The sequence below is a fragment of the Streptomyces sp. NPDC054842 genome (assembly GCF_053611025.1).
The window spans coordinates 14,007-37,057 of the sequence record NZ_JBSGZN010000028.1 but is presented as its reverse complement, the minus strand read 5'-3'; the positions used below and the strand labels follow the sequence as shown (position 1 = coordinate 37,057).

The 23,051-nt window shown below is 73.8% G+C and carries 21 protein-coding genes; 14 read left to right on the top strand and 7 right to left on the bottom strand.

The window, feature by feature from the left end:
* The first annotated feature begins 301 nt into the window (after positions 1–301).
* Positions 302–1,024, top strand: a complete 723-nt coding sequence (locus ACWGIS_RS22125; protein ID WP_453364163.1) for a phosphatase PAP2 family protein — start codon at positions 302–304, stop codon at positions 1,022–1,024.
* Positions 1,025–1,063: 39 nt separating this feature from the next.
* Positions 1,064–1,756, top strand: a complete 693-nt coding sequence (locus tag ACWGIS_RS22120; protein WP_453364232.1) for an HAD family hydrolase — start codon at positions 1,064–1,066, stop codon at positions 1,754–1,756.
* 33 nt (positions 1,757–1,789) lie between these two features.
* On the opposite strand, the gene ACWGIS_RS22115 is transcribed toward ACWGIS_RS22120, so the two are convergent.
* A complete protein-coding gene (locus ACWGIS_RS22115; RefSeq protein ID WP_453364162.1) occupies positions 1,790–2,035 on the bottom strand; it encodes a DUF2630 family protein in 246 nt (81 codons plus the stop codon).
* 199 nt (positions 2,036–2,234) lie between these two features.
* Here ACWGIS_RS22115 and ACWGIS_RS22110 point away from each other — a divergent pair, with 199 nt between their 5' ends.
* Positions 2,235–2,927: a TetR/AcrR family transcriptional regulator gene (locus ACWGIS_RS22110; RefSeq protein WP_453364161.1), complete on the top strand. Its 693-nt coding sequence runs from the start codon at positions 2,235–2,237 to the stop codon at positions 2,925–2,927.
* Here ACWGIS_RS22110 and ACWGIS_RS22105 read toward each other — a convergent pair.
* Positions 2,915–4,417, bottom strand: coding sequence for an LVIVD repeat-containing protein (locus tag ACWGIS_RS22105; RefSeq protein ID WP_453364160.1), 1,503 nt, complete (start codon positions 4,415–4,417; stop codon positions 2,915–2,917). The genes ACWGIS_RS22110 and ACWGIS_RS22105 overlap by 13 nt on opposite strands.
* A gap of 168 nt (positions 4,418–4,585) precedes the next feature.
* Between ACWGIS_RS22105 and ACWGIS_RS22100 the strand changes: the two genes are divergently transcribed.
* On the top strand, positions 4,586–5,272 hold the full coding sequence (locus ACWGIS_RS22100; RefSeq protein ID WP_453364159.1) for a DUF305 domain-containing protein: 687 nt from the start codon (positions 4,586–4,588) through the stop codon (positions 5,270–5,272).
* A gap of 22 nt (positions 5,273–5,294) precedes the next feature.
* Here the strand turns inward: ACWGIS_RS22100 and ACWGIS_RS22095 are convergent, their stop codons facing one another.
* On the bottom strand, positions 5,295–5,759 hold the full coding sequence (locus ACWGIS_RS22095) for a DUF6214 family protein (RefSeq protein ID WP_453364158.1): 465 nt from the start codon (positions 5,757–5,759) through the stop codon (positions 5,295–5,297).
* 226 nt (positions 5,760–5,985) lie between these two features.
* On the opposite strand from ACWGIS_RS22095, the gene ACWGIS_RS22090 reads away from it, so the two are divergent.
* Positions 5,986–7,335 carry an FAD-dependent oxidoreductase gene (locus tag ACWGIS_RS22090; RefSeq protein ID WP_453364157.1) on the top strand — a complete coding sequence of 450 codons (1,350 nt, stop codon included), beginning with the start codon at positions 5,986–5,988 and terminating at the stop codon, positions 7,333–7,335.
* Between the two features lie 298 nt (positions 7,336–7,633).
* Here the strand turns inward: ACWGIS_RS22090 and ACWGIS_RS22085 are convergent, their stop codons facing one another.
* On the bottom strand, positions 7,634–7,993 hold the full coding sequence (locus ACWGIS_RS22085) for an ArsR/SmtB family transcription factor (protein WP_453364156.1): 360 nt from the start codon (positions 7,991–7,993) through the stop codon (positions 7,634–7,636).
* Positions 7,994–8,154: 161 nt separating this feature from the next.
* On the opposite strand from ACWGIS_RS22085, the gene ACWGIS_RS22080 reads away from it, so the two are divergent.
* Positions 8,155–9,234 carry an NADH:flavin oxidoreductase/NADH oxidase gene (locus ACWGIS_RS22080; RefSeq protein WP_453364155.1) on the top strand — a complete coding sequence of 360 codons (1,080 nt, stop codon included), beginning with the start codon at positions 8,155–8,157 and terminating at the stop codon, positions 9,232–9,234.
* A gap of 524 nt (positions 9,235–9,758) precedes the next feature.
* On the top strand, positions 9,759–11,780 hold the full coding sequence (locus tag ACWGIS_RS22075) for a HEAT repeat domain-containing protein (protein WP_453364154.1): 2,022 nt from the start codon (positions 9,759–9,761) through the stop codon (positions 11,778–11,780).
* A gap of 177 nt (positions 11,781–11,957) precedes the next feature.
* Here the strand turns inward: ACWGIS_RS22075 and ACWGIS_RS22070 are convergent, their stop codons facing one another.
* Entirely contained in the window at positions 11,958–12,539 is a 582-nt protein-coding gene (locus ACWGIS_RS22070; protein ID WP_453364153.1) for an Rv1733c family protein, read from the bottom strand.
* Positions 12,540–12,824: 285 nt separating this feature from the next.
* Between ACWGIS_RS22070 and ACWGIS_RS22065 the strand changes: the two genes are divergently transcribed.
* From ACWGIS_RS22065 to ACWGIS_RS22050, 4 genes are all read left to right on the top strand, one after another.
* Complete coding sequence (locus tag ACWGIS_RS22065; RefSeq protein ID WP_453364152.1) at positions 12,825–13,910, top strand: WD40/YVTN/BNR-like repeat-containing protein; 1,086 nt, start codon at positions 12,825–12,827, stop codon at positions 13,908–13,910.
* 418 nt (positions 13,911–14,328) lie between these two features.
* Positions 14,329–15,006 (top strand): uracil-DNA glycosylase, encoded by a 678-nt coding sequence (locus tag ACWGIS_RS22060; RefSeq protein ID WP_453364151.1) that lies wholly within the window; start codon positions 14,329–14,331, stop codon positions 15,004–15,006.
* 53 nt (positions 15,007–15,059) lie between these two features.
* The gene (locus tag ACWGIS_RS22055; RefSeq protein ID WP_453364231.1) at positions 15,060–15,998 is read left to right on the top strand and encodes an N-acetylglucosamine kinase; all 939 of its coding nucleotides are present in this window, start codon (positions 15,060–15,062) and stop codon (positions 15,996–15,998) included.
* A 177-nt stretch (positions 15,999–16,175) separates the two neighbouring features.
* Positions 16,176–17,099: a sirohydrochlorin chelatase gene (locus tag ACWGIS_RS22050; RefSeq protein WP_388904711.1), complete on the top strand. Its 924-nt coding sequence runs from the start codon at positions 16,176–16,178 to the stop codon at positions 17,097–17,099.
* Between the two features lie 259 nt (positions 17,100–17,358).
* On the opposite strand, the gene ACWGIS_RS22045 is transcribed toward ACWGIS_RS22050, so the two are convergent.
* The gene (locus ACWGIS_RS22045) at positions 17,359–18,399 is read right to left on the bottom strand and encodes a lactonase family protein (protein WP_453364150.1); all 1,041 of its coding nucleotides are present in this window, start codon (positions 18,397–18,399) and stop codon (positions 17,359–17,361) included.
* Between the two features lie 694 nt (positions 18,400–19,093).
* A complete protein-coding gene (locus tag ACWGIS_RS22040) occupies positions 19,094–20,581 on the bottom strand; it encodes an FUSC family protein (RefSeq protein ID WP_453364230.1) in 1,488 nt (495 codons plus the stop codon).
* Between the two features lie 242 nt (positions 20,582–20,823).
* On the opposite strand from ACWGIS_RS22040, the gene ACWGIS_RS22035 reads away from it, so the two are divergent.
* The 3 genes from ACWGIS_RS22035 (at position 20,824) to ACWGIS_RS22025 (ending at position 23,032) form a co-directional block, all read left to right on the top strand.
* A complete protein-coding gene (locus ACWGIS_RS22035) occupies positions 20,824–21,300 on the top strand; it encodes an Lrp/AsnC family transcriptional regulator (protein WP_453364149.1) in 477 nt (158 codons plus the stop codon).
* A 96-nt stretch (positions 21,301–21,396) separates the two neighbouring features.
* Entirely contained in the window at positions 21,397–22,101 is a 705-nt protein-coding gene (locus ACWGIS_RS22030) for an HAD family hydrolase (RefSeq protein ID WP_453364148.1), read from the top strand.
* A 448-nt stretch (positions 22,102–22,549) separates the two neighbouring features.
* On the top strand, positions 22,550–23,032 hold the full coding sequence (locus tag ACWGIS_RS22025) for an STAS domain-containing protein (RefSeq protein ID WP_453364147.1): 483 nt from the start codon (positions 22,550–22,552) through the stop codon (positions 23,030–23,032).
* Positions 23,033–23,051: the final 19 nt, after the last annotated feature.

The following is a 23,051-nucleotide window of genomic DNA, read 5'->3' as shown; positions in this document are numbered from 1 at the left end:
CGACGGCCGGACGGCCGGAACGCGCCGGTCCGGCAGCCACGCGAGGCGGCTCACCGTCTTGTCGGCACGCTTCCGAGCCCGCCGACAAGACGGGGCGACGGCTGGCACCTCACCCCCTGCGGGGACGCGTGTCCGCCCCGGAGCCGAGAAGGGCGCAAGCGCGTCCGGGCGCCGTTCGAGCCGTCCGGGGGCGGTGTGCGCACCCGGCCCTTGCCGACGTCGGGGATGTCCTGAGCGTCCGGGGGCGGGCCCGACACTCCGTCAGTGGCATCGGAGGCCCGGGTTCGGCGAGGATCGACGTATGCGCCCCCCGCCCGTCGGCTCACCCGTCCGTACACCGGCTCCGCGGGCCGCGGCCGCCCTCGCGGTGCCGCTCGCCGTGGCCTCCGTGGTGCTCCTGGTGCTGGTCGCGTCCTCCTGGCATCCGCTGATGGACGTCGACGGCGACATCTCGCGCACCACGCACCGCTGGGCGGTCGAGGACCCGGGCACCACGCACACCTTCCGGGTGCTGACCGACTGGGTGTGGGATCCCACGACCCTGCGCATCCTGTGCGCGGTCGTGGTCCTGTGGCTGGTGCTGCGGCGCTCCGCGTGGCGGACCGGCCTCTGGCTGGCGGTCACCTGTGCGGTGGGCACACTGCTGCAACAGGGCGTCAAGGCCGCCGTCGACCGGCGGCGTCCCGTCTGGCCCGACCCGGTGGACTCGGCCCACTACGCCGCCTTCCCCTCCGGGCACGTGCTGACGGCCACGGTGGTGTGCGGGCTCCTGCTCTGGCTGCTCCGCCGCCACGACGCCCGTCCCGCCCTGTGGTGGGCTTTGTGCGCTCTGTCTGTCGTCTCCGTCACGGGTGTCGGCCTGACCCGCGTCTGGCTGGGCGTCCACTGGCCCTCGGACGTCCTGGGCGGCATGCTCCTCGGGGCACTCGTGGTCGCGCTGGCCGTCATGGCGTACCACCGCTGGGTCGAGCCCCCGGGGACGGAGGCGGCGGCCGGCCGGCCCCCGTCCGACGGGCAGCCTTGACCCGTACGGCGGAGAGATCAAGGATCGTCGTCCATGGCGATCAAAGGTGCGCTCTTCGACTTCTCCGGGACTCTCTTCCGCGTCGAACCGACGGAGTCCTGGCTCCGCGCCGTGCTGACGGACGCCGGGATCCGCCTCCCGGAGCCCCGGGTGACGGGCCTGGCACGGGAGCTGGAGTCGGTGGGCGCGCTCCCGGGCGGAGCCCCGGCGGTCAGGCCGGTCCCGGCGGAACTCGCCGAGGTGTGGGCGGTGCGCGACCGCAGCGCGGAACTGCACCGGGCCGCGTACACCGGCGTCGCCCGCCAGGTGCCGCTGCCCGATCCCTCGCTGTACGACGCCCTGTACGACCGGCACCGCACGCCGGCCGCCTGGTCCGCGTATCCCGACGCGCGCGAGGTGCTGGCGGCGCTGCGGGGGCGCGGGATCGCCGTGGGCGTGGTCAGCAACATCGGCTGGGACCTGCGGCCGGTCTTCCGCGAGCACGGTCTGGACACGTACGTCGACGCGTACGTCCTGTCGTACGAGCACGGCGTCCAGAAGCCGGACGTGCGGCTGTTCGCGGCGGCCTGCGACGCGCTCGGGGTCGCCCCGCGGGACGCCCTGATGGTCGGCGACGACCGCCGCGCGGACGGGGGCGCCGACGCGCTGGGCTGCGCGGTGCACTTCGTGGACCACCTTCCGGTGGCGCACCGCCCCGCCGGACTGCGTCCCGTGCTCGGCCTGATCGACTGACCGGCGGCGCTCAGGCGCCTGCGGGTGGGCGCCTCAGTTCTGGTAGCCCTCGACCTGCGAGGCGGGGCGCACCTGCGCCTCGTCGGGGTTCTCCCCGAACTCCGTCTTCGCTCGGCGCTGGCGCAGCAGGTCCCAGCAGCGGTCGAGCTCGCGCTCCAGTTGCCCGAGCCGTTCGTTCTCCGTGGCGCTGTCGATCCGGCCGGAGGCGAGCTCGTCGCGCAGGCGCCGCTCGTCGTCCACCATCGCCGTGATCCTGGCCAGGATCTGTTCCTGATCCATGTCCCTCTGCCTCCTCGGCCCCCGTGCCCACTGTAGGGACGGTTCACCGGCCGTGCGACAGCTGGAACGCGCGCGTCCGCCCTGGACGATCCCCCGCGTCGCCCAGGACGGACGGCAGCCCGGAACGGACCCGCGAAGGGTCTTGGCCGGACGCGTTGAGTATAGTTGGCTGGCAGCCAGTCAACGCAGGAGTTACAGCATGTCCCCGCGCAGCGCCTCGGTCAATAAAGAGTTGCGGCGGCGTTCCCGGGAGCGGCTTCTGCAGGCGGCGGTCGAGCTGGTCCGCGAGCGCGGCTACGAGGCGACGACGCTGGGCGACATCGCGGACCGCGCGGGTTCGGCGCGGGGCCTGGTCTCCTACTACTTCCCCGGCAAGCGGCAGCTCCTCCAGTCGGCGGTGCACCGGCTGATGCACCGCACGCTGGAGGAGGCGCTGGAGCGGGAGCCGCGCACGGAGGACGGCCGTGAGCGGATGGCCCGGGCCATCGACGCCGTCCTGGGTCTCACCCGGGACCATCCCGTCCTCATGCGCCAGCACATGGCGGGGATCCTCCAGGCCGAGGGCTTCGTGCAGTGCCCGGAGCAGCAGCGGCTCGCGGAGCTGCTGCGGGAGACCGTCGCCCGGCACGGCTCACCGGATGCCGCCGCCGACTATCCGATGCTCAGGGCGCTGCTGATGGGCGCCGTGTTCGCGGCGCTGGTGCCGGGTGTCCCGATGCCGGTGCCGGTGCTGCGGGCCGAGTTGTTCAAGCGCTACGGCCTGGACCGGACGATGGGGATCCCGCCGGGTGCCGGGGCACCCGGCGGGACGGACGACGAGGACCTGTCACGGTTCTTCGCGACGGAGAGCCGCGACTCGTCGGGGTCGCGCCGCTCCGATCAGTCGAAGTAGTCCGGCTGCGTCTGGACGTTGAGCTCGTCCAGCCGGATCCGCTTCGCCGCGTCGGTGCGCTTGTCGCTGAGCTTCAGCACGTCGAAGCCCTTGGCGATGTCGTTCGAGTAGATGTAGCCGTTGTAGTAGTACGCCGACCAGGAGCCGCCGGTCGCGAGCGTGGTGGTCGACAGCGGGCCGCGCTCGAAGTAGGCGATCTCCTTGGGGTTCGCGGAGTCCGTGAAGTCCCAGACGGAGACGCCGCCCTGGTACCAGGCCTGGACCATCAGGTCCTTGCCCTTGACCGGGATGAGCGAGCCGTTGTGGGCGACGCAGTTCTCCGTGTCGGCCTGGTGGCGCGGGATCTTGTAGTAGCCCTTGAAGACCAGCTTGCGGTGGTCGCCCCGGCCGACGATGTCGTAGATGCCGTCGGCGCCGCGGTTCGGGCCGATCGCCGCGTTGCAGGTGGCCGCGCCGCCGCCGCCCAGCTCGTCGGTGAAGACGACCTTGTTCGCCCTCTGGTTGAAGGTCGCCGAGTGCCAGAACGCGAAGTTCACGTTGTCCTGGACCTGGTCGATGACCTTCGGGTTCTCGGGGTCCTCGATGGAGAAGAGGATGCCGTCGCCCATGCAGGCGCCCGCCGCGAGGTCCTTGGACGGCAGCACGGTGATGTCGTGGCAGCCGGTGGTCTTGGAGACGCCCGGGTTGGTGGGCGCGCCGGGGTTGCCGCCGCCGTCGGGTCCCTCACCCGGGAACAGGACGGGGAAGTTCACCACCGCGGCCTTCTCGGGGGCCTTGCGCGGCACCTTGATGACCGTGATGCCGTCGTGCGGGGGCTGGCAGTCGGGGAAGGCCGCGTTGGGCGAGTACGAGGAGACGTAGATGTAGACGTTCCTGCGCTCGGGCACCAGCGTGTGGGTGTGCGAGCCGCAGGCGGTCTCGACGGCGGCGACGTACTTGGGGTTCGTCTTGTCGCTGATGTCGAAGACCTTCATGCCCTCCCACGAGGACTTCTCGGTCGCGGGCTGCGTGGTGCTGCTGCACGAGTTGTCGCTGCGCGAGGAGTCGGTGGACAGGAAGAGCAGGTTCCCGGAGACGGAGATGTCGTTCTGCGAACCGGGGCAGAGCACCTGCGCGACCGTCTTGGGCGCCTTGGGGTCGCTGATGTCGAAGATGCGGAAGCCGTCGTAGTTGCCGGCGAACGCGTAGTGGCCCTGGAACGCCAGGTCCGAGTTGGTTCCGGCGAGGGTCTCCTTGGGGATGTTGACGAGGTGCTCGATGTTGTCGGAGTGGACCACCTCGTCCTGTCCGGGTATCTCACCGGCCGCTATGTCCGCCTTGACCTCGGCGGTCTCGCTCTTGGAGATCTTCTGCTGCGTGGCGGGGCCGTCCCCGGGGTCGGGGGTGGCGGCCGCCGGACCGGCCGTGAACAGCGCTGCCACGAGTCCTGCCGCTGCTGCGGCAACTCCCAGGCGTCTGCGCCGTGTTCGGGGATCGTTCAACAGGGTCACTGTGCCCTCCCTAGTCGCCGTTCGGGTTCGAACGGTGCACGGACCCCCGAAGTATCGTCTTCATCATGCACAGATCAACAGATGGCAACGGAGCCTTAATAAAAGTTTTTGATCACCGACACCCCGTTGCGTGCTAGGACGGTCCTCAACACCGAGAGGTGTCCGTCAATGTCAGGGCCACAGGAGGTCGTTGTGCTCGTTCGCCGTACGTCCCGCGCGTGCCTGGTCACGGCGTCGCTCACGGTCGCCGCCGTACTCGCCCTCGCCGGCTGCGACTCCGGCTCCCCCTCGTCGGACGACAAGTCCCCCAAGGCGAACGGGCCTTCGGTGATCGCGCCCGGAAAACCCGGCGAGGCGGCGGAGACGCTCTCCGCCGAGGACGCCCGCAAGCAGAACTCCGGCGACGGCGCCCCGAACTCCGCGGACATCTCCTACGCGCGGATGATGATCGAACACCACAGCCAGGCCCTGGAGATGACCGGACTCGCCCCGAAGCGGGCGGCGTCGGGCAAGGTGAAACTGCTCGCCGAGCGCATCACGGCGGCCCAGGGGCCGGAGATCGCGGTCATGAGGAGCTGGCTGAAAAAGCACGGCGGCGGCTCGAAGGGGAGCACGGAGCACCACCACGAGGCCATGCCCGGCATGGCGACCGAGGCGCAGCTCGCGACGTTGCGCGCGGCCCGCGGGAAGTCCTTCGACGAACTCTTCCTGAAGCTGATGATCACTCATCACGATGGGGCGATCACGATGGCCACCGACGTGAAGGCGCAGGGCAACAACGTCCAGATCGAGGAGATGGCCGACGACGTGATCGCCCAGCAGACGAGCGAGATCAGCCGGATGCGCGACATGTGACGCGGCCGGCGGGCGGGCAGGCTCAGCGGCGGGCGTGGCGCGGGGTCAGGAATCCCGCGTCGCGGGCCCCGGCGATCAGGCGCAGCGAGCGGCGGCGGCTGTGACCGGTCGCGCACATGACGGCGAGGACCGGGTCCCTGCCGTCCCCCTGCGCCGCCCGGTACTCCTCCGCCACCAGGCGCCGCCCCTCGGTGCCGCTCGGCCAGGCGGGCCGTGCCCGGCGGGCCGACGTCTGCGGGGACGCGCCGGACTCCGCGGACCCGCCGCCGCACGCCTCGAAGAGCGGGCCCTCGATCCACTCGGCGAGCACCGTCAGATCGTCGAGGGACAGCGGCGGGCAGGCCCGTACGTCCTCGACGGACACCCCCTGCGGTGACACCACCGCGAGGACGTCGACCCGGGCGCCGTCGCCGAAGCCGAGCCGGACGTCGAACCACGACGTCCGGATCCCGTCCTCCCGCACCTCCCACGCGGGCCGCACGGACACCGCGCCATCCGGTCGTTCTCGATCAGAAAGATTAAGAAAGGATGCTTCCAGCACATACGCGACGTAACCGCATCATCACATTCCATGCGAATAGGCTCGCATGCCGAGGACCGGGACCGTACCCCGTCGGCGCAGCCCCGCACCCCTCCCGCCCGGCGCCGCCCGGTGCCATGCTGGAGGCACCAGCGATCTCCTCGGACCGTTCGAGTCGGGAAGGAGTTCCGCCGTGCTGAACGTCGCCGTCGTCGGCTCGGGGCCCAGCGGGGTCTACACCGCCCAGAGTCTCCTCCAGCAGCGCCTGGTGCCAGGGGTGCGCGTGGACGTGCTGGACAGGCTGCCGTGCCCCTACGGCCTGGTGCGGTACGGGGTGGCGCCCGACCACGAGAAGATCAAGTCCCTGCAGAACAATCTGCGGACGGTCCTGGAGGACGAGCGCGTCCGGTTCCTGGGCGGCGTCCAGGTCGGGCCCGGCGGACTGCCGGTGACCCGGCTGAGCGAGCTGTACCACGCGGTCGTCTACTGCGTGGGCGCCGCCACCGACCGCCATCTCGGCATCCCCGGCGAGGAGTTGCCCGGCAGCTGGTCGGCGACCGAGTTCGTGTCCTGGTACAGCGCCCACCCCGACTCCACCGCCGACGGGTTCGTGACCGGCGCGCGCAGAGCCGTCGTCATCGGCGTGGGGAACGTCGCCGTCGACGTGACGCGGATGCTCGCCCGCGGCAGTACCGAACTCAGCCCCACGGACATGCCCCACGCGGCCCTCACCGCCCTGGCCGCCAGCGAGATCGGCGAGATCCACATGGTGGGCCGCCGGGGCCCCTCGCAGGCCCGCTTCACCACCAAGGAACTGCGCGAGCTGGGCGCGATGCCCGAGGCCGACGTCACCGTCGATCCGCGGGAGCTGGCGCTCGACCCCGGGTACACCGACCCCTCCGCCCTGCCCGCCGCGAACCGCCGCAACGTCGAGGTGATGCGGGCCTGGGCCGCGGCGCCGCCCGCGACGCGACGGCGCAGGATCGCGCTGCGCTTCTTCCTGCGCCCGGTCGAACTCCTCGCCGTGGACGGGCGCGTGGGTGCGGTGCGGTTCGAGCGGACGGTGCCGGACGGGCACGGCGGCGTGACGGGTACGGGGCGGTACGAGGAGATCGAGGCGCAGTTGGTGCTGCGCTCGGTGGGCTATCGCGGCGTGCCCCTGGAAGGGCTGCCGTTCGACGCGGTACGCGGCACCGTGCCGCATCTCGCGGGGCGCGTCCTGCGGGACGGCGCCGTCGCCCCGGGCGAGTACGTGGCGGGCTGGATCAAGCGCGGCCCGACCGGCGTCATCGGCACCAACCGGCCGTGCGCCAAGGAGACGGTGACCTCACTGATCGAGGACGCCCCCGCCCTCGTACGACGGGACGTGCCCGGTGATCCGCTCGCGGCACTGCGTGCGGCCGGGGTGCCGCCGGTGGAGTGGGCCGGATGGCAGGCGATCGAGCGGGCCGAGGCGGAGCTGGGCGCCTCGCTCGGGCGGGGCGTGGTGAAGCTCCCCGACTGGGCGTCGCTGCTGGCGGCGGCGCGGACGGAAGCGCCGTAGCTGGTCCCCGGGAGGGCAGCACACCCGGCGGGCGCCGCGCTGCCGGCGCCTCGGCGTGGCAGCGGTCACGGGCCCGACCGGGGCGGGCGGCCGGCGGCGCCGGGCGCCTCTTCGGCGAGCAGGCAGAATGGACGGCGGGTGCCTCGGGGCATTCAGGCCGAACGGGCGGCCGGCGGCGGGTACCTCAGAGCGATCAGGCCGAACGGCCGTCCACGACAAGGGAGTTCGCCTAGCCGCTGAACCCCGGCGCTCCGACCGACCGCCGGGCAGGAATTGTCGCGTCGTGGGTGTCGAATCCTCAGATGTCGCGGTGCCGGTCGGCCTGGCGGGCCGCCGCTTCGAGGACGCTGTCGAGCAGACCGGGGAACAGCGCGTCCAGGTCGTCCTTGCGCAGTCCGTTCATCTTGGCCGTACCGCGGTACACCTGCCGGATCACCCCGCTCTCGCGCAGCACCCGGAAGTGGTGCGTCGTCGTGGATTTCGTGACCGGCAGGTCGAAGCGCGAGCAGGACAACTCCCCGCCGTCGGCGGCGAGTTCGCGCACGACCAGGAGCCGCATCGGGTCGGACAGGGCGTGCAGCACGCTCTCCAGCCGGATCTCCTCGTTCGCGGGGTGCGCGAGGTCGCGGCTGCTGCCTGCGGGGGCGGCGGTCGTCACGGCGGCTCCAGTTCGTCGGGGCGGGCCGCACGTCCGGCGACGTACGCGGATTCCGGTCCGCCGCCTCTCATTGTACGAGAAGCCTCGTAGTTTGACATCCCCCGTACTACGAAGGTTATCGTACGAGGCGTAACCCGGCCCCGCGATGAATGGAGTCCGCCGTGAGCGCGCTCTTCGAGCCCTACACCCTGCGCGACCTGACCATCCCGAACCGGGTGTGGATGCCCCCGATGTGCCAGTACTCCGCGGCTCCCGCGGGGCCCGACGCGGGCGTGCCGAACGACTGGCACTTCTCCCACTACGCCGCCCGCGCGACCGGCGGCACGGGCCTGATCATCGTCGAGGCGACCGCCGTCTCCCCCGAGGGCCGCATCAGCCCCTACGACCTCGGCATCTGGAATGACACGCAGGTCGAGGCGTTCCGCCGGATCACGCGATTCCTCGTCTCGCAGGGCACGGTGCCCGGCATCCAGCTCGCGCACGGCGGACGCAAGGCCTCCACCGAACGGCCCTGGAAGGGCGGGGCCCCGGTCGGCGCCGACGGCCACGGCTGGCAGCCGCTCGCGCCGAGCGCGCTCGCCTTCGACGAGAGGCACCCCGTGCCCAGCGAGCTGACCGTCGAGGAGATCCACGGCATCACCGCACAGTTCGTGGCCGCGGCCCGGCGTGCCCTGGAGGCCGGCTTCGAGGTCGCCGAGATCCACGGCGCCCACGGCTACCTGATCAACGAGTTCCTCTCCCCGCACTCCAACCACCGCACCGACGCCTACGGCGGCTCGTACGAGAACCGCACCCGGTTCGCCCTGGAGGTCGTGGACGCCGTGCGCGAGGTGTGGCCGGAGGGCAAGCCGCTGTTCTTCCGCGTCTCCGCCACCGACTGGCTAGACGACGGCGGCTGGACCGCGGACGACACCGTCCGCTTCGCCACGCAGCTCCACGAGCACGGCGTGGACCTCCTCGACGTGTCGACGGGCGGCAACGTCTCCGGAGTCCGCATCCCGGTCGGCCCCGGCTACCAGGTGCCCTTCGCCGCCCGGGTGAAGGCCGAGACGCCGATGCCCGTCGCCGCCGTGGGCCTGATCACGGACGTCACGCAGGCCGAGAAGATCCTCGCCAACGACGAGGCCGACGCCGTGCTGCTGGGCCGGGAACTGCTGCGCAACCCGTCCTTCGCCCGGCTCGCGGCCCGCGAACTCGGCGCCGAGGTGCACGTGCCCGAGCAGTACCACCGTTCCGTCTGACCCACCCGTGCGGCGGGTGACCTCGGCGCCCCCGAGGTCACCCGCAGCGTCCGTGCCGCGGACCTCCCGGCGTCCGGGCCGCCGCGCCCGCCCCCTCGGTGTCCGCTCCCGCCTGTATCGGCCAACATCACGCCGTCCCGTCCGGCGCCTTCCGCACGCCCGGCCGCCGCCCCGCCGCGGAGCGCCCCGCCCTCCGGCGGCACCTGGCCCGGCGGTCGCGCTTTCCCCTTCACGCGTGCCTCACCAGGGCCTTCGCCACCCCCGCCGACCTGCGGCGTCCTCGCGAAGCAGCCGGACGCCTCCTTCGCCGCCGTGACGAGTGGGCCGTGAAGCCGTCCCCGGCGTGCCCTCGCCGCCCCACCGCCGGCCGCGACGCCCCTCCGCAGCACCGGACAGGCCGCGGGGCGCCGTGCCACGACGGCTCGATCCCGATGCACCGTTCAACCGACTCGCCTTCCCCGACGTGACTGTCAGTGCTGTGGTGCACACTCTCGATCAATCGCCGACCGTCCGGGAGGGACGCCGTGTTCAGGGGGATCGACGAGGTCGACTGGGCCTCGATGGAGCATGCGTACGGAAGCGCCGAGGACGTACCCGCGCTGCTGCGCGGACTGGCCTCCCCGCAGCCCGAGGATCGGGAGAGGTCGCTCGACGGGATGTACGGGGCGGTGCACCACCAGGGCGACGTGTACGACTCGACGCTCGCCTGCATCCCCTTCCTGTTCGAGCTGATCGCCTCCGAGGACGTCCCGGACCGGGGCGGGGTCGTCGAGCTGCTGGCCAGCATCGGCGGAATGGATCCGCCGGACCTCGACGAGGAGTACGCCGCTTCCGACGACAACCGCGCGATGGCCCGCGCGGCGGTCGGATCGGGTGCGGCCGTGTTCGCCTCGCTCGCCGCGGACCGGGACCCGGAGGTACGGCGGGCGGCGCCGACGGCCCTGGTGCGCTTCCTCGGCGAACCGGCGCGCGTGCTGGGCCTGTTGCGCGAGCGGCTCGCCGACGAGACGGACGACCGGGTCCGCCTGGCACTCGCCGAGGGGCTGGGGCTGTTCGCCCGGCTGCACCCCGCCTCCGCCTCCCCCGCGGTGGACTGCCTCGCGCGTCTCGGTGCGGAGGCCGACGAACCGGGACTGCGGCTCGCCGCACTCGGCCAGCTCGCGAGCTGCGCACCCGGGCGCCTGCCCGCCGAGCTGGTGCCCACGGTCATCGAGCTGCTGCGGGAGAGATCGCGGCAGCTGCGGGTGCCGGACGAGCCGGAGCGGCCCGAAACGGACACCCTCACCGGCCACCTCCGGCGACTGCGCCCGGCCGACGAGGAGGGCTCCCAGCTCCTGAGGACGCTGCACACCGCTCTGGGCGAGCGTGTCGCGGACCGGATCGCGCTGCTGCGAGGCCAGTTGACGAGCCCCGACGCCACCGACCGGTGCAACGCCGTATGGATGTCCGCCGGGCTGTTCCGCGAGTGGCGGGCGTCCTACGACGAACCGGTGGCCCTCATGGGCCGGCAACTCCGGTCGGACGAGGAGCGGTTGCGGGACGCCGCGGTGTCCGTCCTGGAGGACCTCTTCACGTTGGCCGCCCCGGCCGCCGACCACCTCGCGGCACTCGCCGCGGCCCGCCCCGAGGCCCGGGTGCGGCACTGGGAGCGCGGCGCGCCGTCCCTGGGCGGACCTCTCAAGGCCCTGGCCAGGACCGGTGATCCACGGGCGGTCCCCCTCCTGGCCGAGGTGCTGGAGCAGCCGGAGGTGCCCAAGGACATCGGATACGTGATCCCGTACGCGGGCCCGGCCGCCGCCGCGCTCGCTCCCCTGCTGCGGGCCCGGCTCGCCGACGTTCCCGTCGACTCCCCGGAGACGTACGACCGCGCGGCGCCGTTGTTCGCGGCGCTGGCGGCGCTCAGGGACCGCGCGGCCGCACCGGAGGTGCTGCGGCTGCTGCACCTGGCACCGGCCGGGATGCGGAACAGCAACCCGCTCCTGGCAGGTGCCGCCCGCACCCTGGGCGAGCTCGGGGACCCCGACGGCATACCGGCGCTGCGCGCGCTGCTGCACACCGACTGCGCGGTGACCGCGGCGGCGTCCCTCTGGTCGCTGGAGCGGGACGCCGAGGCCGTACTTCCCGTGCTGACCCGGGAGTTGACCGCTGAGCGCACCCACCTGCGGCGGGCCGCGGCGGAGGCGCTGGGCCGACTGGGCACGCCGGCCCGTTCCGCCTCGTCCGCCCTGCGGCACATGCTCGGCTCCGACGACGTGTGGGAGCGGACGACCGCGGCCTGCGCGCTGTGGCGGGTCACCGGGGACGCGGGGGCCGTCCTCCCTGTGTTCCGCGCGGCCTGGCTGGAGAACGCGTACACGCGCGGCACGATCGCGAGCTGCCTCGCCGAGCTGGGCCCGGCCGGAGCGCCCCTGCACGACCTGCCGCACGCCGAACTCGCCAACCCGCGACGGCACCGGGCACGCTCCGGGGGCTTCGGCAGCCACGACATCCTGGAGGACGAACAGCTGCTGCGGGCCTGCAGGGAGGCGGTGGAGGAGGGGCGCTAGGGGACGTCCGAGGCTGCCGGGGCGGATGGGGCACGGCTCGGTCGAGGAGGGTGGGCTCACGGTTTCGCCGGGGGACGGGTTCACGGCTTCGCCGGGGAGGGCTGTTCGCGGGCCGGGCGGTTTCGCGGGTCGGGCCGGTAGGAGGTGGGGGTGGTGAGGCGCCCGGGTTTGCCGCGCTCAGCTCGTCTTGCGGCCCCACAGCGGCCCGAAGCGTGCCCACTCCTCGTCCCACTGGGCCATCCGCCGCCGCTCCAGCCGGCCGCGGACCAGCTGGGCCGAGGCGAACGGCACGGCGGCCGCGCCCGTCCCGGCCAGGGTGCCGACCAGCGACGCGCGCAGCCGCGCCTGCGCCGCGGAGACGGGCTGGGCGACCAGGCGGCCGTGCGGGTCGGTCCACACGGTGACGGGGGTGCCGGCCGCGCTGCCGGACTCGACCCGCGCCTGTCCGGTGTGCGCCGAGCCGTGCGCCGTCCAGCGGACGTTCGCCCAGACCCGGTCGGCGCCGGAGGAGCTGGCGGCGGTCCTGATCCGGGGGGCGTCCTCGGTGACGGTCGCCATGACGGGACGCCACTCGACGCGCTCCCGGGCGAGGCCGTTCTCGACGGACCGCGCCACGGCCAGACCCGTGAACACCCCGCACAGGACGGTGACGACCGTGGCCACGAGCAGGATCCAGGCCTCCAGCGTGTCACTGGGCCGGCGCAGCGGGTTGCGCCGCCAGCGCCACAACCACACCTTGGGACCACGGAATGCCGTCATCGGGGCATCCTCCTCATGGAGTCAGGGACATGCCGGACCGCCGTCCCATACGGGTGCCGTCTCGTCGATGCTCATACAGATGCTCCAACTCCCGGGCCTCATGCCTGCCTCGGCCCCTCTGTCGCGAACGCGCGAGCCCGAGGAGACCGGCGGGCGTCCCCAGACGTGCCACGCGCTTCCCGACACCACGCTCCGACCTGCGGTGATGCCCGTCCAGAGGTGACTGTCAGTGCCGGGGTGCAGACTGACCGGTGCTGGGACAACGACGTCGCGGAGGTGGTCGGCATGGCCGATGTACTGCTCACGGTAGGCACTCGGAAAGGGCTTTTCGTCGGACGGCGCCGGGGCGGCGCCTGGGAGTTCGACGAGACTCCCTACTTCAACGCGCAGGCCGTCTACTCGGTCGCCATCGACACCCGCGGCGACACGCCGAGGCTGCTGGCCGGAGGGGACAGCGCGCACTGGGGCCCGTCCGTGTTCCACTCCGACGACCTCGGCCGCTCGTGGACCGAGCCCGCCCAGCCGGCCGTCAAGTTCCCCAAGGACACCGGGGCTTCGCTGGAGCGGGTCTGGCAGCTGCACCCCGCGGCCGCCGAGCCGGACGTGGTGTACGCGGGCACGGAACCGGCCGCGCTGTACCGCTCCGAGGACCGGGGCGAGACCTTCGAGCTCGTACGTCCGCTGTGGGAGCACCCGACCCGCTCGAAGTGGGTGCCGGGAGGCGGCGGCGAAGGGCTGCACACCATCCTCACGGACGCCCGCGACCCGCGGGCCGTGACGGTCGCCGTCTCCACCGCGGGGGTGTTCCGCACGACCGACGGCCTCGCGAGCTGGGAGCCCGCCAACTCCGGTGTCTCTGCGGTGTTCCTGCCGGATCCGAACCCGGAGTTCGGCCAGTGCGTGCACAAGGTCGCACGGGACGCGGCGAACCCGGACCGGCTGTATCTGCAGAACCACTGGGGTGTCTACCGGAGCGACGACGCGGGGTCGCGGTGGACGGACATCGGGGCGGGACTGCCGTCCACGTTCGGGTTCGCGGTGGCCGCCCACCCGCACCGCGGGGACACGGCGTACGTCTTCCCGATCAACGCCGACGCCGACCGGGTCCCGGCGGACCGGCGCTGCCGGGTCTTCCGTACGGCGGACGCGGGCAAGAACTGGGAGCCCCTGACGGCCGGCCTCCCCGACGGGGACCACTACGGCACGGTGCTGCGCGACGCCCTGTGCACCGACGACGCGGACCCGGCCGGCGTGTACTTCGGCAATCGCAACGGAGAGGTGTTCGCCTCCTCCGACGACGGCGACAGCTGGCAGCAGTTGGCGGCGCATCTGCCGGACGTGCTGTGCGTGCGGGCGGCGGTGGTGGACTGAGCGGCACGGAGCCGCCGTTCAGGACGGCGACGCCGTTCCGGCCGCGGCCGGTGGGCAAGGGGTGCGTGGCAGGGGGCGCGGAGAGGCTGGCCGGGGGGGGCGGGGCGCGGAAGGCGGAAGGCTGGGATGCGGCGCCGGGCCACGGAGAGGCGGACGGGAGCGTCGAAGCGGGAACGCCCAGAGGTACGCGGGAGAACCGAGGCGGGAGCGTCGGGACGGGGCGCCAACAGGTGTGCGGTAGGGGCGAGACGGGGCGCGCGGTGAGGTGGGCGGGAGGGTCGGTTCCGTTCGCCTGCCGTGCGTCCTCGCCGTCCGTCTCGCCGTCCGGTGGTCGGTTTCGGTCGCCTCCGGTCGTCACGTGGCTGTCCCGCGGTGACCGGTTGATCGCCGTCACCCGTACGGCAGTAGGGTGACGCCCGTGGCACCACGACCGTTGCATGAAATCGTCGAAGCAGGCTGGGCGAAGGCCCTGGAACCCGTCGCCGGGCGGATCGCCGGGATGGGTGACTTCCTGCGCGCGGAGATCGCCTCGGGACGCACCTACCTCCCGGCGGGACCGAACGTCCTGCGCGCCTTCCAGCAGCCCTTCGACGAGGTCCGCGTCCTCATCGTCGGGCAGGACCCCTATCCCACCCCGGGGCACGCGGTGGGGCTGTCGTTCTCGGTAGCTCCGGAGGTGAGGCCGCTGCCCGGCAGCCTGATCAACATCTACCGCGAACTCACCACCGACCTCGGGGTCCCGCAGCCGTCGAACGGCGACCTCACGCCCTGGACGCAGCAGGGGGTCCAGCTGCTCAACAGGGCGCTCACCACGGCGCCGCGGAGCCCCGCGGCCCACCGCGGCAAGGGCTGGGAGGAGGTCACCGAACAGGCGATACGGGCGCTGGCGGCCCGCGGACGGCCGCTGGTGTCGATCCTGTGGGGCCGCGACGCCCGCAACCTGCGTCCGCTTCTCGGGGACCTCCCCTCGATCGAGTCCGCGCACCCCTCCCCCATGTCCGCCGACCGCGGCTTCTTCGGCTCGCGGCCCTTCAGCCGCGCCAACGACCTCCTGGCCCGGCAGGGAGCGCAGCCCGTGGACTGGCGACTGCCGTGAGCCGCCCCGGCCCCGTGTCCGGAGTGCTGGCCGTGGACTCGGGCGGCTCCGGGATGCGGGCCGCGCTCGGTGTTCCCGCCGACGCGGGCACCGGCCGCCCCGGGCCGCTGACGTCCGCGGAACCGGTGCGCACCGGCCCGCGTGGCATCGACGCGGATCACCTGCTGGAACAACTGCTGCCGATGGCCCGGCGGCTGATGGCGGACTCCGGCGTCGAGGAAGTGGGGGCCGTCGCCGTCGGCGCGGCCGGGTTCGCCACCCTGGGGGACGACCTGAGGGCCCGGCTGCCGTCCGCCCTGGAGCGTGAACTGGGCGTCCGCCGGGTGGTGTTGGCGGCCGACGCCGTCACCGCGTACACGGGGGCCCTCGGCCGGCGGCCGGGCGCGGTGATCGCCGCCGGCACGGGGATGATCGCCGTCGGGACGGACCTGAGGAGCTGGCGCCGGGCGGACGGCTGGGGCCATCTGCTGGGCGACTGCGGGGGCGGGGCGTGGATCGGGCGGGCCGGACTGGAGGCCGCTCTGCGGGCCTTCGACGGGCGGCACGGAGGTTCGGCGGCGCTGCTGGCCCGCGTCGAGGAGCGGTTCGGGCCGGTGCCGGAGCTGCCGGGCCGGCTGTACTCGCGCGCCGACCGGCCCGCGGTGCTGGCCTCCTTCGCTCCCGAGGTGGCGACGGCCGCGGGCGCCGATCCGGTGGCGGCGGAGATCCTGCGGGCGGCGGCCCGGCACATGGCCGAGTCCGCGGCCGCGGTCTGCCCCGCGACCGGGGAGGCGCACGTCGCACTCACGGGCGGACTGTTCAAGATGGGGGACCCGCTGCTCGTACCGTTGCGCGAGGAGCTGGCGGCTCAACTGCCGCACGCCCGCACGGTGCCGGCCGCGGGCGACCCCCTGCACGGCGCCATGATCATCGCCGTCGACCTCGCCCGCGGCGACCTCGCGCTCGCGCCGGACGCGCGCCTGCTGCACGTGGTGTCCGAGACGGCCGGTTGACACCCTTCGCCCGATCCGCGAGGTCCGATGGCGTGGCGGTCGGGGCCGCCTCGTCAAGAGGGGTCGTAGTGATCATTTCTAATCTGTACGTAACTCATGCGACAAAAGCGGACGGATACCGCTCACCTGCACCCTCCCCGAACAGGGGAGCCCAGGAAGCCAGTAACATGCGGCGCCATGAGCTCCCCCACTGGGCCCGCGTCCGGCCTGCCAGTACGAATGCCGCGACCCCGCCAGCCCGGGCGGCACCGCCGCCCGGAACCCCTGGCGGCTCCCGAGGGCGCGCCCGCGCTCGTCCTCGCGCTGCCGGGCACTCCCAGTGCCGCCACGCGCAGCCTCGCCGAGGAGGTCGTGAGCATCGCCCGCTCCGAGCTCCCCGGCCTCGACGCCCGGATCGGGTACCTGGACGGCGACGACGCCGAGTTCCCCACCCTGCAGTCCGTGCTCGGCCGTGCCGCCGAGGAGCGCACGGCCCGCTTCGAGCAGGCGCGCGCCGCCGGTGCGGACGTGGCCGAGCCCGACGGCCCGGTGGCCGTCGTGGTGCCGCTGCTCGCGGGACCCGACAACGCGCTGCTGCGCCGCATCCGCCAGGCCGTCATGGAGAGCCGCGTCGCGGCCGACCTGACCGACGTGCTCGGCCCGCACCCGCTGCTCGCGGAGGCCCTGCACGTGCGCCTGTCCGAGGCGGGTCTGGCGCGCGCCGACCGTGCCCGGCTGTTCACCGTGGCGACCGCGGCGGACGGCATCATCCTCGCGTCGGTGGGCGGCGAGGAGGCCGTGCAGGCGGCCGGGATCACCGGCATGCTGCTGGCCGCCCGGCTCGCGGTGCCGGTGATGGCGGCGGCGCTCGACGAGGAGGGCTCCATCGCGGCGATCGCCGAGCAGCTGAGGTCCTCCGGTTCCCAGCAGCTGGCGCTCGCACCGTACCTGATCGGTCCCGAGCTGGACCCGGGGCTGCTCGACGCGGCCGCCAAGGAGGCGGGCTGCTCCGCCGCCGAGGCGCTCGGCCCGTACCCGGCGATCGGCAAGCTGGCCCTGGCCAAGTACACGACGGCGCTGGGCATCGCCCCGCAGCAGCCGCAGGGCGCGCCGGCCCGCTAGACCCGTCCGGCAGGTCCACGCGGTTCCGCGGGGCCGCCGACGGGAGTCACCCGCACCTCGGACGCCGAAAGGGCCCGTTTCCACGAAACGGGCCCTTCGCCGTGTGCGGGGCCGGGCCGGGTCACCGTCACCTTGGCTCCCCGGGCCGGGTCACCTTGGTTCCCCGGGCCCGGTACGCGCCTGGCAGCAGGCTCCGCCCCTCTGCGCCCGGCGGTCAGGCGGCGGCACCCACGGGTCGCGGGTGACGGCCGGCGACTGGTCAGCCGAACACCACGCAGGACGCCGCGGTGGCCTCGATCGAGCCGCTCTTGCGCAGCATCCCGGTGGCGGGGTCGACCGCGAACCAGGTCACGTCCCCGGAGCGCTCGTTGGCGACGTACAGGAAGCGCCCCGAGGGGTGCAGCGCGATGGCCCGCGGCCAGGTGCCGCCGCACGGCACCGTCGCGACCAGCCGCAGTTCCTCCCCGTCGAGCGCCAGGACGGAGAGGACGTCCTCGCCCCGGGTGGCGATCCAGACGAACCGCCCGTCCGGCGAGACGGCGATGCCGGACGGGAACGCGTCGCCGTCCGGGGAGCCCGGCAGCACGGCGGTCTCACCGAAGGGCCGCAGTGTGCCCGCGGCGGCGTCCCAGCGACAGACGGTCACGGTGGGCGCGAGTTCGTTCACGACGTAGGCGTGCTCGCCGCGCGGATGGAAGGCCAGGTGGCGGGGTCCGGAGCCGGGCCGCAGCGCCGTCTCGCGGTGCAGCGAGAGGGTTCCGCCGTCCAGCGCGCACACCCGCACCGAGTCCGTGCCGAGGTCCACGCTCACGGCCCAGCGGCCGCTGGGGTCGGGCTGCACCTGGTGGGCGTGCGGGCCCTGCTGGCGCGGGGAGTGCGGGCCGGAGCCGGTGTGCGCGAACACGGCGGAGGGGGCGTCGGCGAGCCTCCCGTCGGCGCGGACGGGCACGGCGGTGACGCTGCCCGAGCCGTAGTTGGCGGTCAGGACGTGGCCGCCGTGGAGGCTGAGGTACGTGGGCCCGCTGCCGCCGACCGGCACGGGCGGCCCGGTGAGCTCGGGCTTGTCGCCCGTCACGCGGAAGGCGGCCACCGCGCCGTCGGCGGTCTCGCTGACGGTGTAGAGCGTGCCGCCGTCGGGCGACAGGGCGAGGTACGACGGGTCGGGTACGCCGTCCACGGCGCTCAGGACCGTCAGCGTGCCCCGCTGCTCGTCCACGGCCGCGGTGAGCACACCGTGGCCGCCCGCCGCCGTGAACGACCCGATGAACGCCCGTGGTTGCCGCCTGACGTCGTCTGTCACTGCCGTCCCCTCTCGCTGCTGCGCTGTCCGGGGCGACGGTAGCAGCGCGGGATCATCCGTCTGGACCGAGCAGGGCACGGTCGCCCGCCCGCCGCGGAGACGACTCCCGGGGACGCCGGCGCCCGGCCGGAGGGCCGCCGGGGCCATGGGGCGACGGAGCCACGGAGCCACGGGGCCACCGTCCGTGGCGGGGCGTACGCCGACGGCGGCCGGACGCTCCTGTACGGCGGCGTTTCCGGTCTCGCGCCTCACCGTTCTTGCGAGCTTCGCCCGCGCGTGAGCATCTCGCCCTGCGTGCGCGCCTCGCCACGTGTGCGCGCCCCGGGAATGCCCTCGTCGTACGGACGGTCGCCGCGCGCATGCGGTCGCCCTGCGTGCGCGCCTCGCCGTGCGTGCGCGCCTCACCCTGCGTGAGCATCTGCCGTGCGTGCGCGCCTCGCCCTGCGTGGGCCTCGCGTCGTGCGTGGGTATCTCATCGCACGTGCGCGCCTCACCCTGCGTGAGCGTCTGCGGTGCGTGCGTGCCTCGCCCTGCGTGTGCGTCTCGCCTGCGTGAGCATCTCCCCCGTGCGCCCAAGCTTTCGCCGCACATACGCGCCTCACCGGGCGAACGCATCTCGCCGTACGTGCAAACCTCACCGGCGTAGGCACCTTCGCCCGGCGCAGCCCGCCTCGCCGGGCTGTGCCGGGGTCTCTCAGGCGCCCAGGAGCCGTGAGCCCCGCAGCGGGCCCGCCAGGGCCGCGAGCGCCCGCTCCAGGCCGTGCAGATGGGCCAGGGCCTGCTCGGCGCCCGGGTGATGGCCCGGGGCGGCCGGGTGGGCCGGCACGGCGCCCTCGGGCACGGCGCCGACGAGGGACGCCATCGCCGCCTCGACGCGCCCGCAGGCGGCGGTCAGGCGGGCGTCGTGCGAGGCGTCCGGGTCGGCGGCGACGGCGGCGAGCCCGCGCGCCTCACGGGCGCAGTCGTCGAGCAGGGCGAGGACCTCGCGGGCCCTGGCCTTCCGCGCCCGCAGCGGATTGAGCGGATGGACCAGCGGCGCGAGCGCCGAGCGCACCCGCCCCAGCAGGGCTTCGAGCTCCGCCACCCGGGGCGCGGGGTCGGCGGCGGCGTCACCGGCCAGCCGCCGTGCCGCCGTCGCGGTGCAGCCGTGCACCGCGTGCAGGGCGCGTTCCACCCAGCGGTCGGTGACCGCGTGCGTGGTGATCGGCAGGATCAGCGCGACGGCGAGCGCCGCGCCGAGGGCACCGACACCGGTCTCGGCGAAGCGCAGGGCCAGCAGTCCCGGGTGCAGCACGCCCAGGAGCCCGTACAGCAGGCCGGCCATGACGGTGACGAAGAACATCATCCAGCTGTACGAGGGCGCCGCCGTGTAGAAGATGCCGAAGACGCAGACGGCCACGAGCGCCGCGGTGGGCGCCGGGGCGCCGTGCAGGGGGACGGCGACCAGCAGTCCCGCGCCGATGCCGGTGACCGTGCCGACGACGCGCCGGAAGCCGCGGACCAGGGTCTCGCCGCGCGACGCCGTGTTCACGAAGATCCACCAAGCGGTGCCGACGGCCCAGTACCAGCGTTCGTGCGAGAGGAGCGGGCCGGCGGCGACGGCGAAGGCGCAGGCGGCGGTCGCCTGGAAGGCCTGGCGGGTGGCCGGGCGGTCGAGCCCCCGTCCGTCCAGAGGCGCGGGCGCGGGAGGCGGCGGGGTGCGCCGCTCGATGCACCACGCGCCGAAGCGGACCGCCGAGGAGGCGGCCAGGGCCAGCGCGACGGCGGCGTACAGCTGCGGCAACTGGCCGGGCAGGGCGTGCAGGAACTGCGTGGTGAAGAACATCATGAACGCGAAGATCCCGAGCGCGTGACCGCGCGGCCCCCAGCGGCGGGCGTACACCCCGCCGAAGATCACCGCGAGCCAGGTCGCGTCACGCAGCGCGGGCACCCCGTGCAGCACCGTCGCGACCGCCAGGACGGGGAAGCCGACGACGGGCAGCAGGGCGGTGGTGACCGCCTGTCCGCGCACGGTCGCGTCCCCCACGGTGAACAGCGCGAGGAGTGCCGCGAGCCCGCCCGTGATCGAGGCCGGCAGCGACAGTCCCGCCAGTTCCGACACGGTCACGGCGAGGCCGATGCCGAGCACCGCCCGCAGCGAGACCCGCAGCCGGAACAGTCCCGGATCCGGAGCCCTGAACATCTTCTTCACGTGCGGCAGCCGCCCCCGTTTCTCGTCGACCCGGCCTTCGGGCGATCCCCTCAGGACATGGGAATGGCGCCGCGGGCACGGATCCGGCTTCATTGCCTGTCCTGCGCTGCGCGGCGCCATCAATAGGCCCTAGGAAAGCATCAGGACGGCAGTGGCTCAACCGGCTCACCGTTCACTGAGCCATTGGTACAGTCGGAGTGGATCACCCGTGACAGCAGGAAGGCCAACGGACCATGGCCGTGGACGAACTCGACACCCGCATCCTGCGGCTGCTCCTCGAACAGCCGCGCACCAGCGTGCGGGAGTACGCGCGCATCCTGGGCGTCGCCCGCGGCACGCTCCAGGCCCGCCTCGACCGGCTGGAGCGCGACGGGGTGATCACCGGCACGGCCCCCGCCCTGTCCCCCGCCGCGCTCGGCCACCCCGTGCTCGCCTTCGTGCACATCGAGGTGACACAGGGCAACCTCGACGACGTGGGGGACGCGCTGGCCGCCGTCCCGGAGATCGTCGAGGCGTTCTCGATCACCGGCGGCGGTGATCTGCTGACCCGGGTGGTGGCGCGGGACAACGCGCACCTGGAGGACGTCATCCAGTCGCTGATCAGCCTGCCCGGCGTCGTCCGCACCCGTACCGAGGTGGTGCTGCGCGAGCGCGTCCCGCACCGGCTGCTGCCGCTGGTCGAGTCGATGGGCCGGGCGGCGAAGAGCTGACCCCCCGCGAGCCGGGGCGAGGCACGCGCCGCGCTCCCGGCTCCGGTCACGGCCGGGCCGCGCGGCGGGGACGGCGCCCTTGGCATCCTGGAGGCCATGAGCACTCTCGGCGGCACCGCGGTCGTCTTCGACCTCGACGGAACGCTCGTGGACAGCGAGCCCAACTACTTCGAGGCGGGCCGGCGGACGCTCGCCGCGCACGGCGTCACGGACTTCACCTGGGCGGACCACGAACGGTACGTCGGGATCAGTACGCGGGAGACGCTGCGGCTCTGGAAGGAGCGCTACGGCCTCGAAGCGCCCCTCGACGTCCTGCTCGCGGACAAGAACCGCCGCTATCTGGAGCTGGCCCGCGCGGCCACGCCCGTGTACGCGGAGATGCGGACGTTCGTGGAGCTGCTGGCCCGCGAGGGGGTCCCGATGGCCGTGGCGTCGGGTTCCTCACCGCAGGCCATCGAGGCGATCCTCGCGGGCACGGGCCTGGACGAGTGGCTGACCACCGTCGTCTCCGCCGAGGAGGTCGCGCACGGCAAGCCCGCACCCGACATCTTCCTGGAGGCGGCCCGCCGGCTGGGGGCGGCCCCCGCCGACTGCGTGGTCCTGGAGGACGCGGCCCCCGGCGCCGCCGCCGCGCACGCGGCGGGCATGCGCTGCGTCGCCGTCCCCTACGTCGCCGCCCAGGCCGACGACCCGGCGTTCGCGACCGCCGCGCTGCTGCTGCGCGGCGGCCAGGCCGAGTTCACGGCGCGGGCGGCTCACGACTGGCTCGTCCGCTCCGCCCGCTCGTCCCGGACTCCCTGACGGCGACGCCCTCCTGACGGTCCGCCACCAGCGCGTCCCGTGGCCCCGCCGATGCCATCCCCAATCCTCTGGCTGGTGGCCGGAATCGGCGATCGTGTCCGGTTCGGGTGCACATCGCGCTAAGGTCCACCTCCAGGCCGGTGACAGGCACCGGCCGGTGCGGGACCGGACGGGCGTACGGGACGCGCACGGGCCCGGCCCGGTGCGGCGACGGCGCGTGCGGGGCGTCGCGGGCGGACGGGTTCCGCCGGAGGTGCCCTGGCGCCCGGAATGCGGGGCACACGCACCCGTACGGGTGACGATCGGGCGGCGCCCGGACCGCGGGACGGCCCAGCGTGGGAGGCCTGAGGGGAAGCGTCCGGGCCGCTCGCCGGACCCGGACCGGCAGGGACGTGCAGGGGAGCTCTGGTAGTAGTGGCTCACCGCACGAGGGCTGGATGGAGGTGCGATGTCCACACAGACCCACCGTCTGACCATCACCGAGATCACCAGTTGTGACGACTGCGCGGTCCTGCGGGTCAGCGGCGAGCTGGACCAGAGTGGTGAGGAGCTTTTCCTGGGCACGCTCGGAGCGAGCGTGGACGCGGGGCACCGGCATCTCGTGCTGGACGTGACCGCCCTCGTCTTCTGCGACTCGCGGGGCCTGAACAGCCTGCTGGCCGTCCGCTGGCTGCTGGAGCGCAGGCAGGGCAAGCTCATGCTGGCCGGGGCGGGGCGCCGGCTCACCGAACTCCTTGCGCAGACCGGCAGTTCGGAACTGCTGCCCAGCCGGCTGACGGTCGGTCAGGCCCTGCTGGACCTGCCCGCGGAGCACCGGCCCGTCTGGCCGCCGGCGCCGCCCCGGCCGAGGGACCACGCCGTGCACGGCCGCGCCGAGGCACCGCACCTCCCCCCGTCACGGTCGCGGCCTCCGGACTGCGCGGGTGAGTGACGGCCCCGAGGGAACGGGC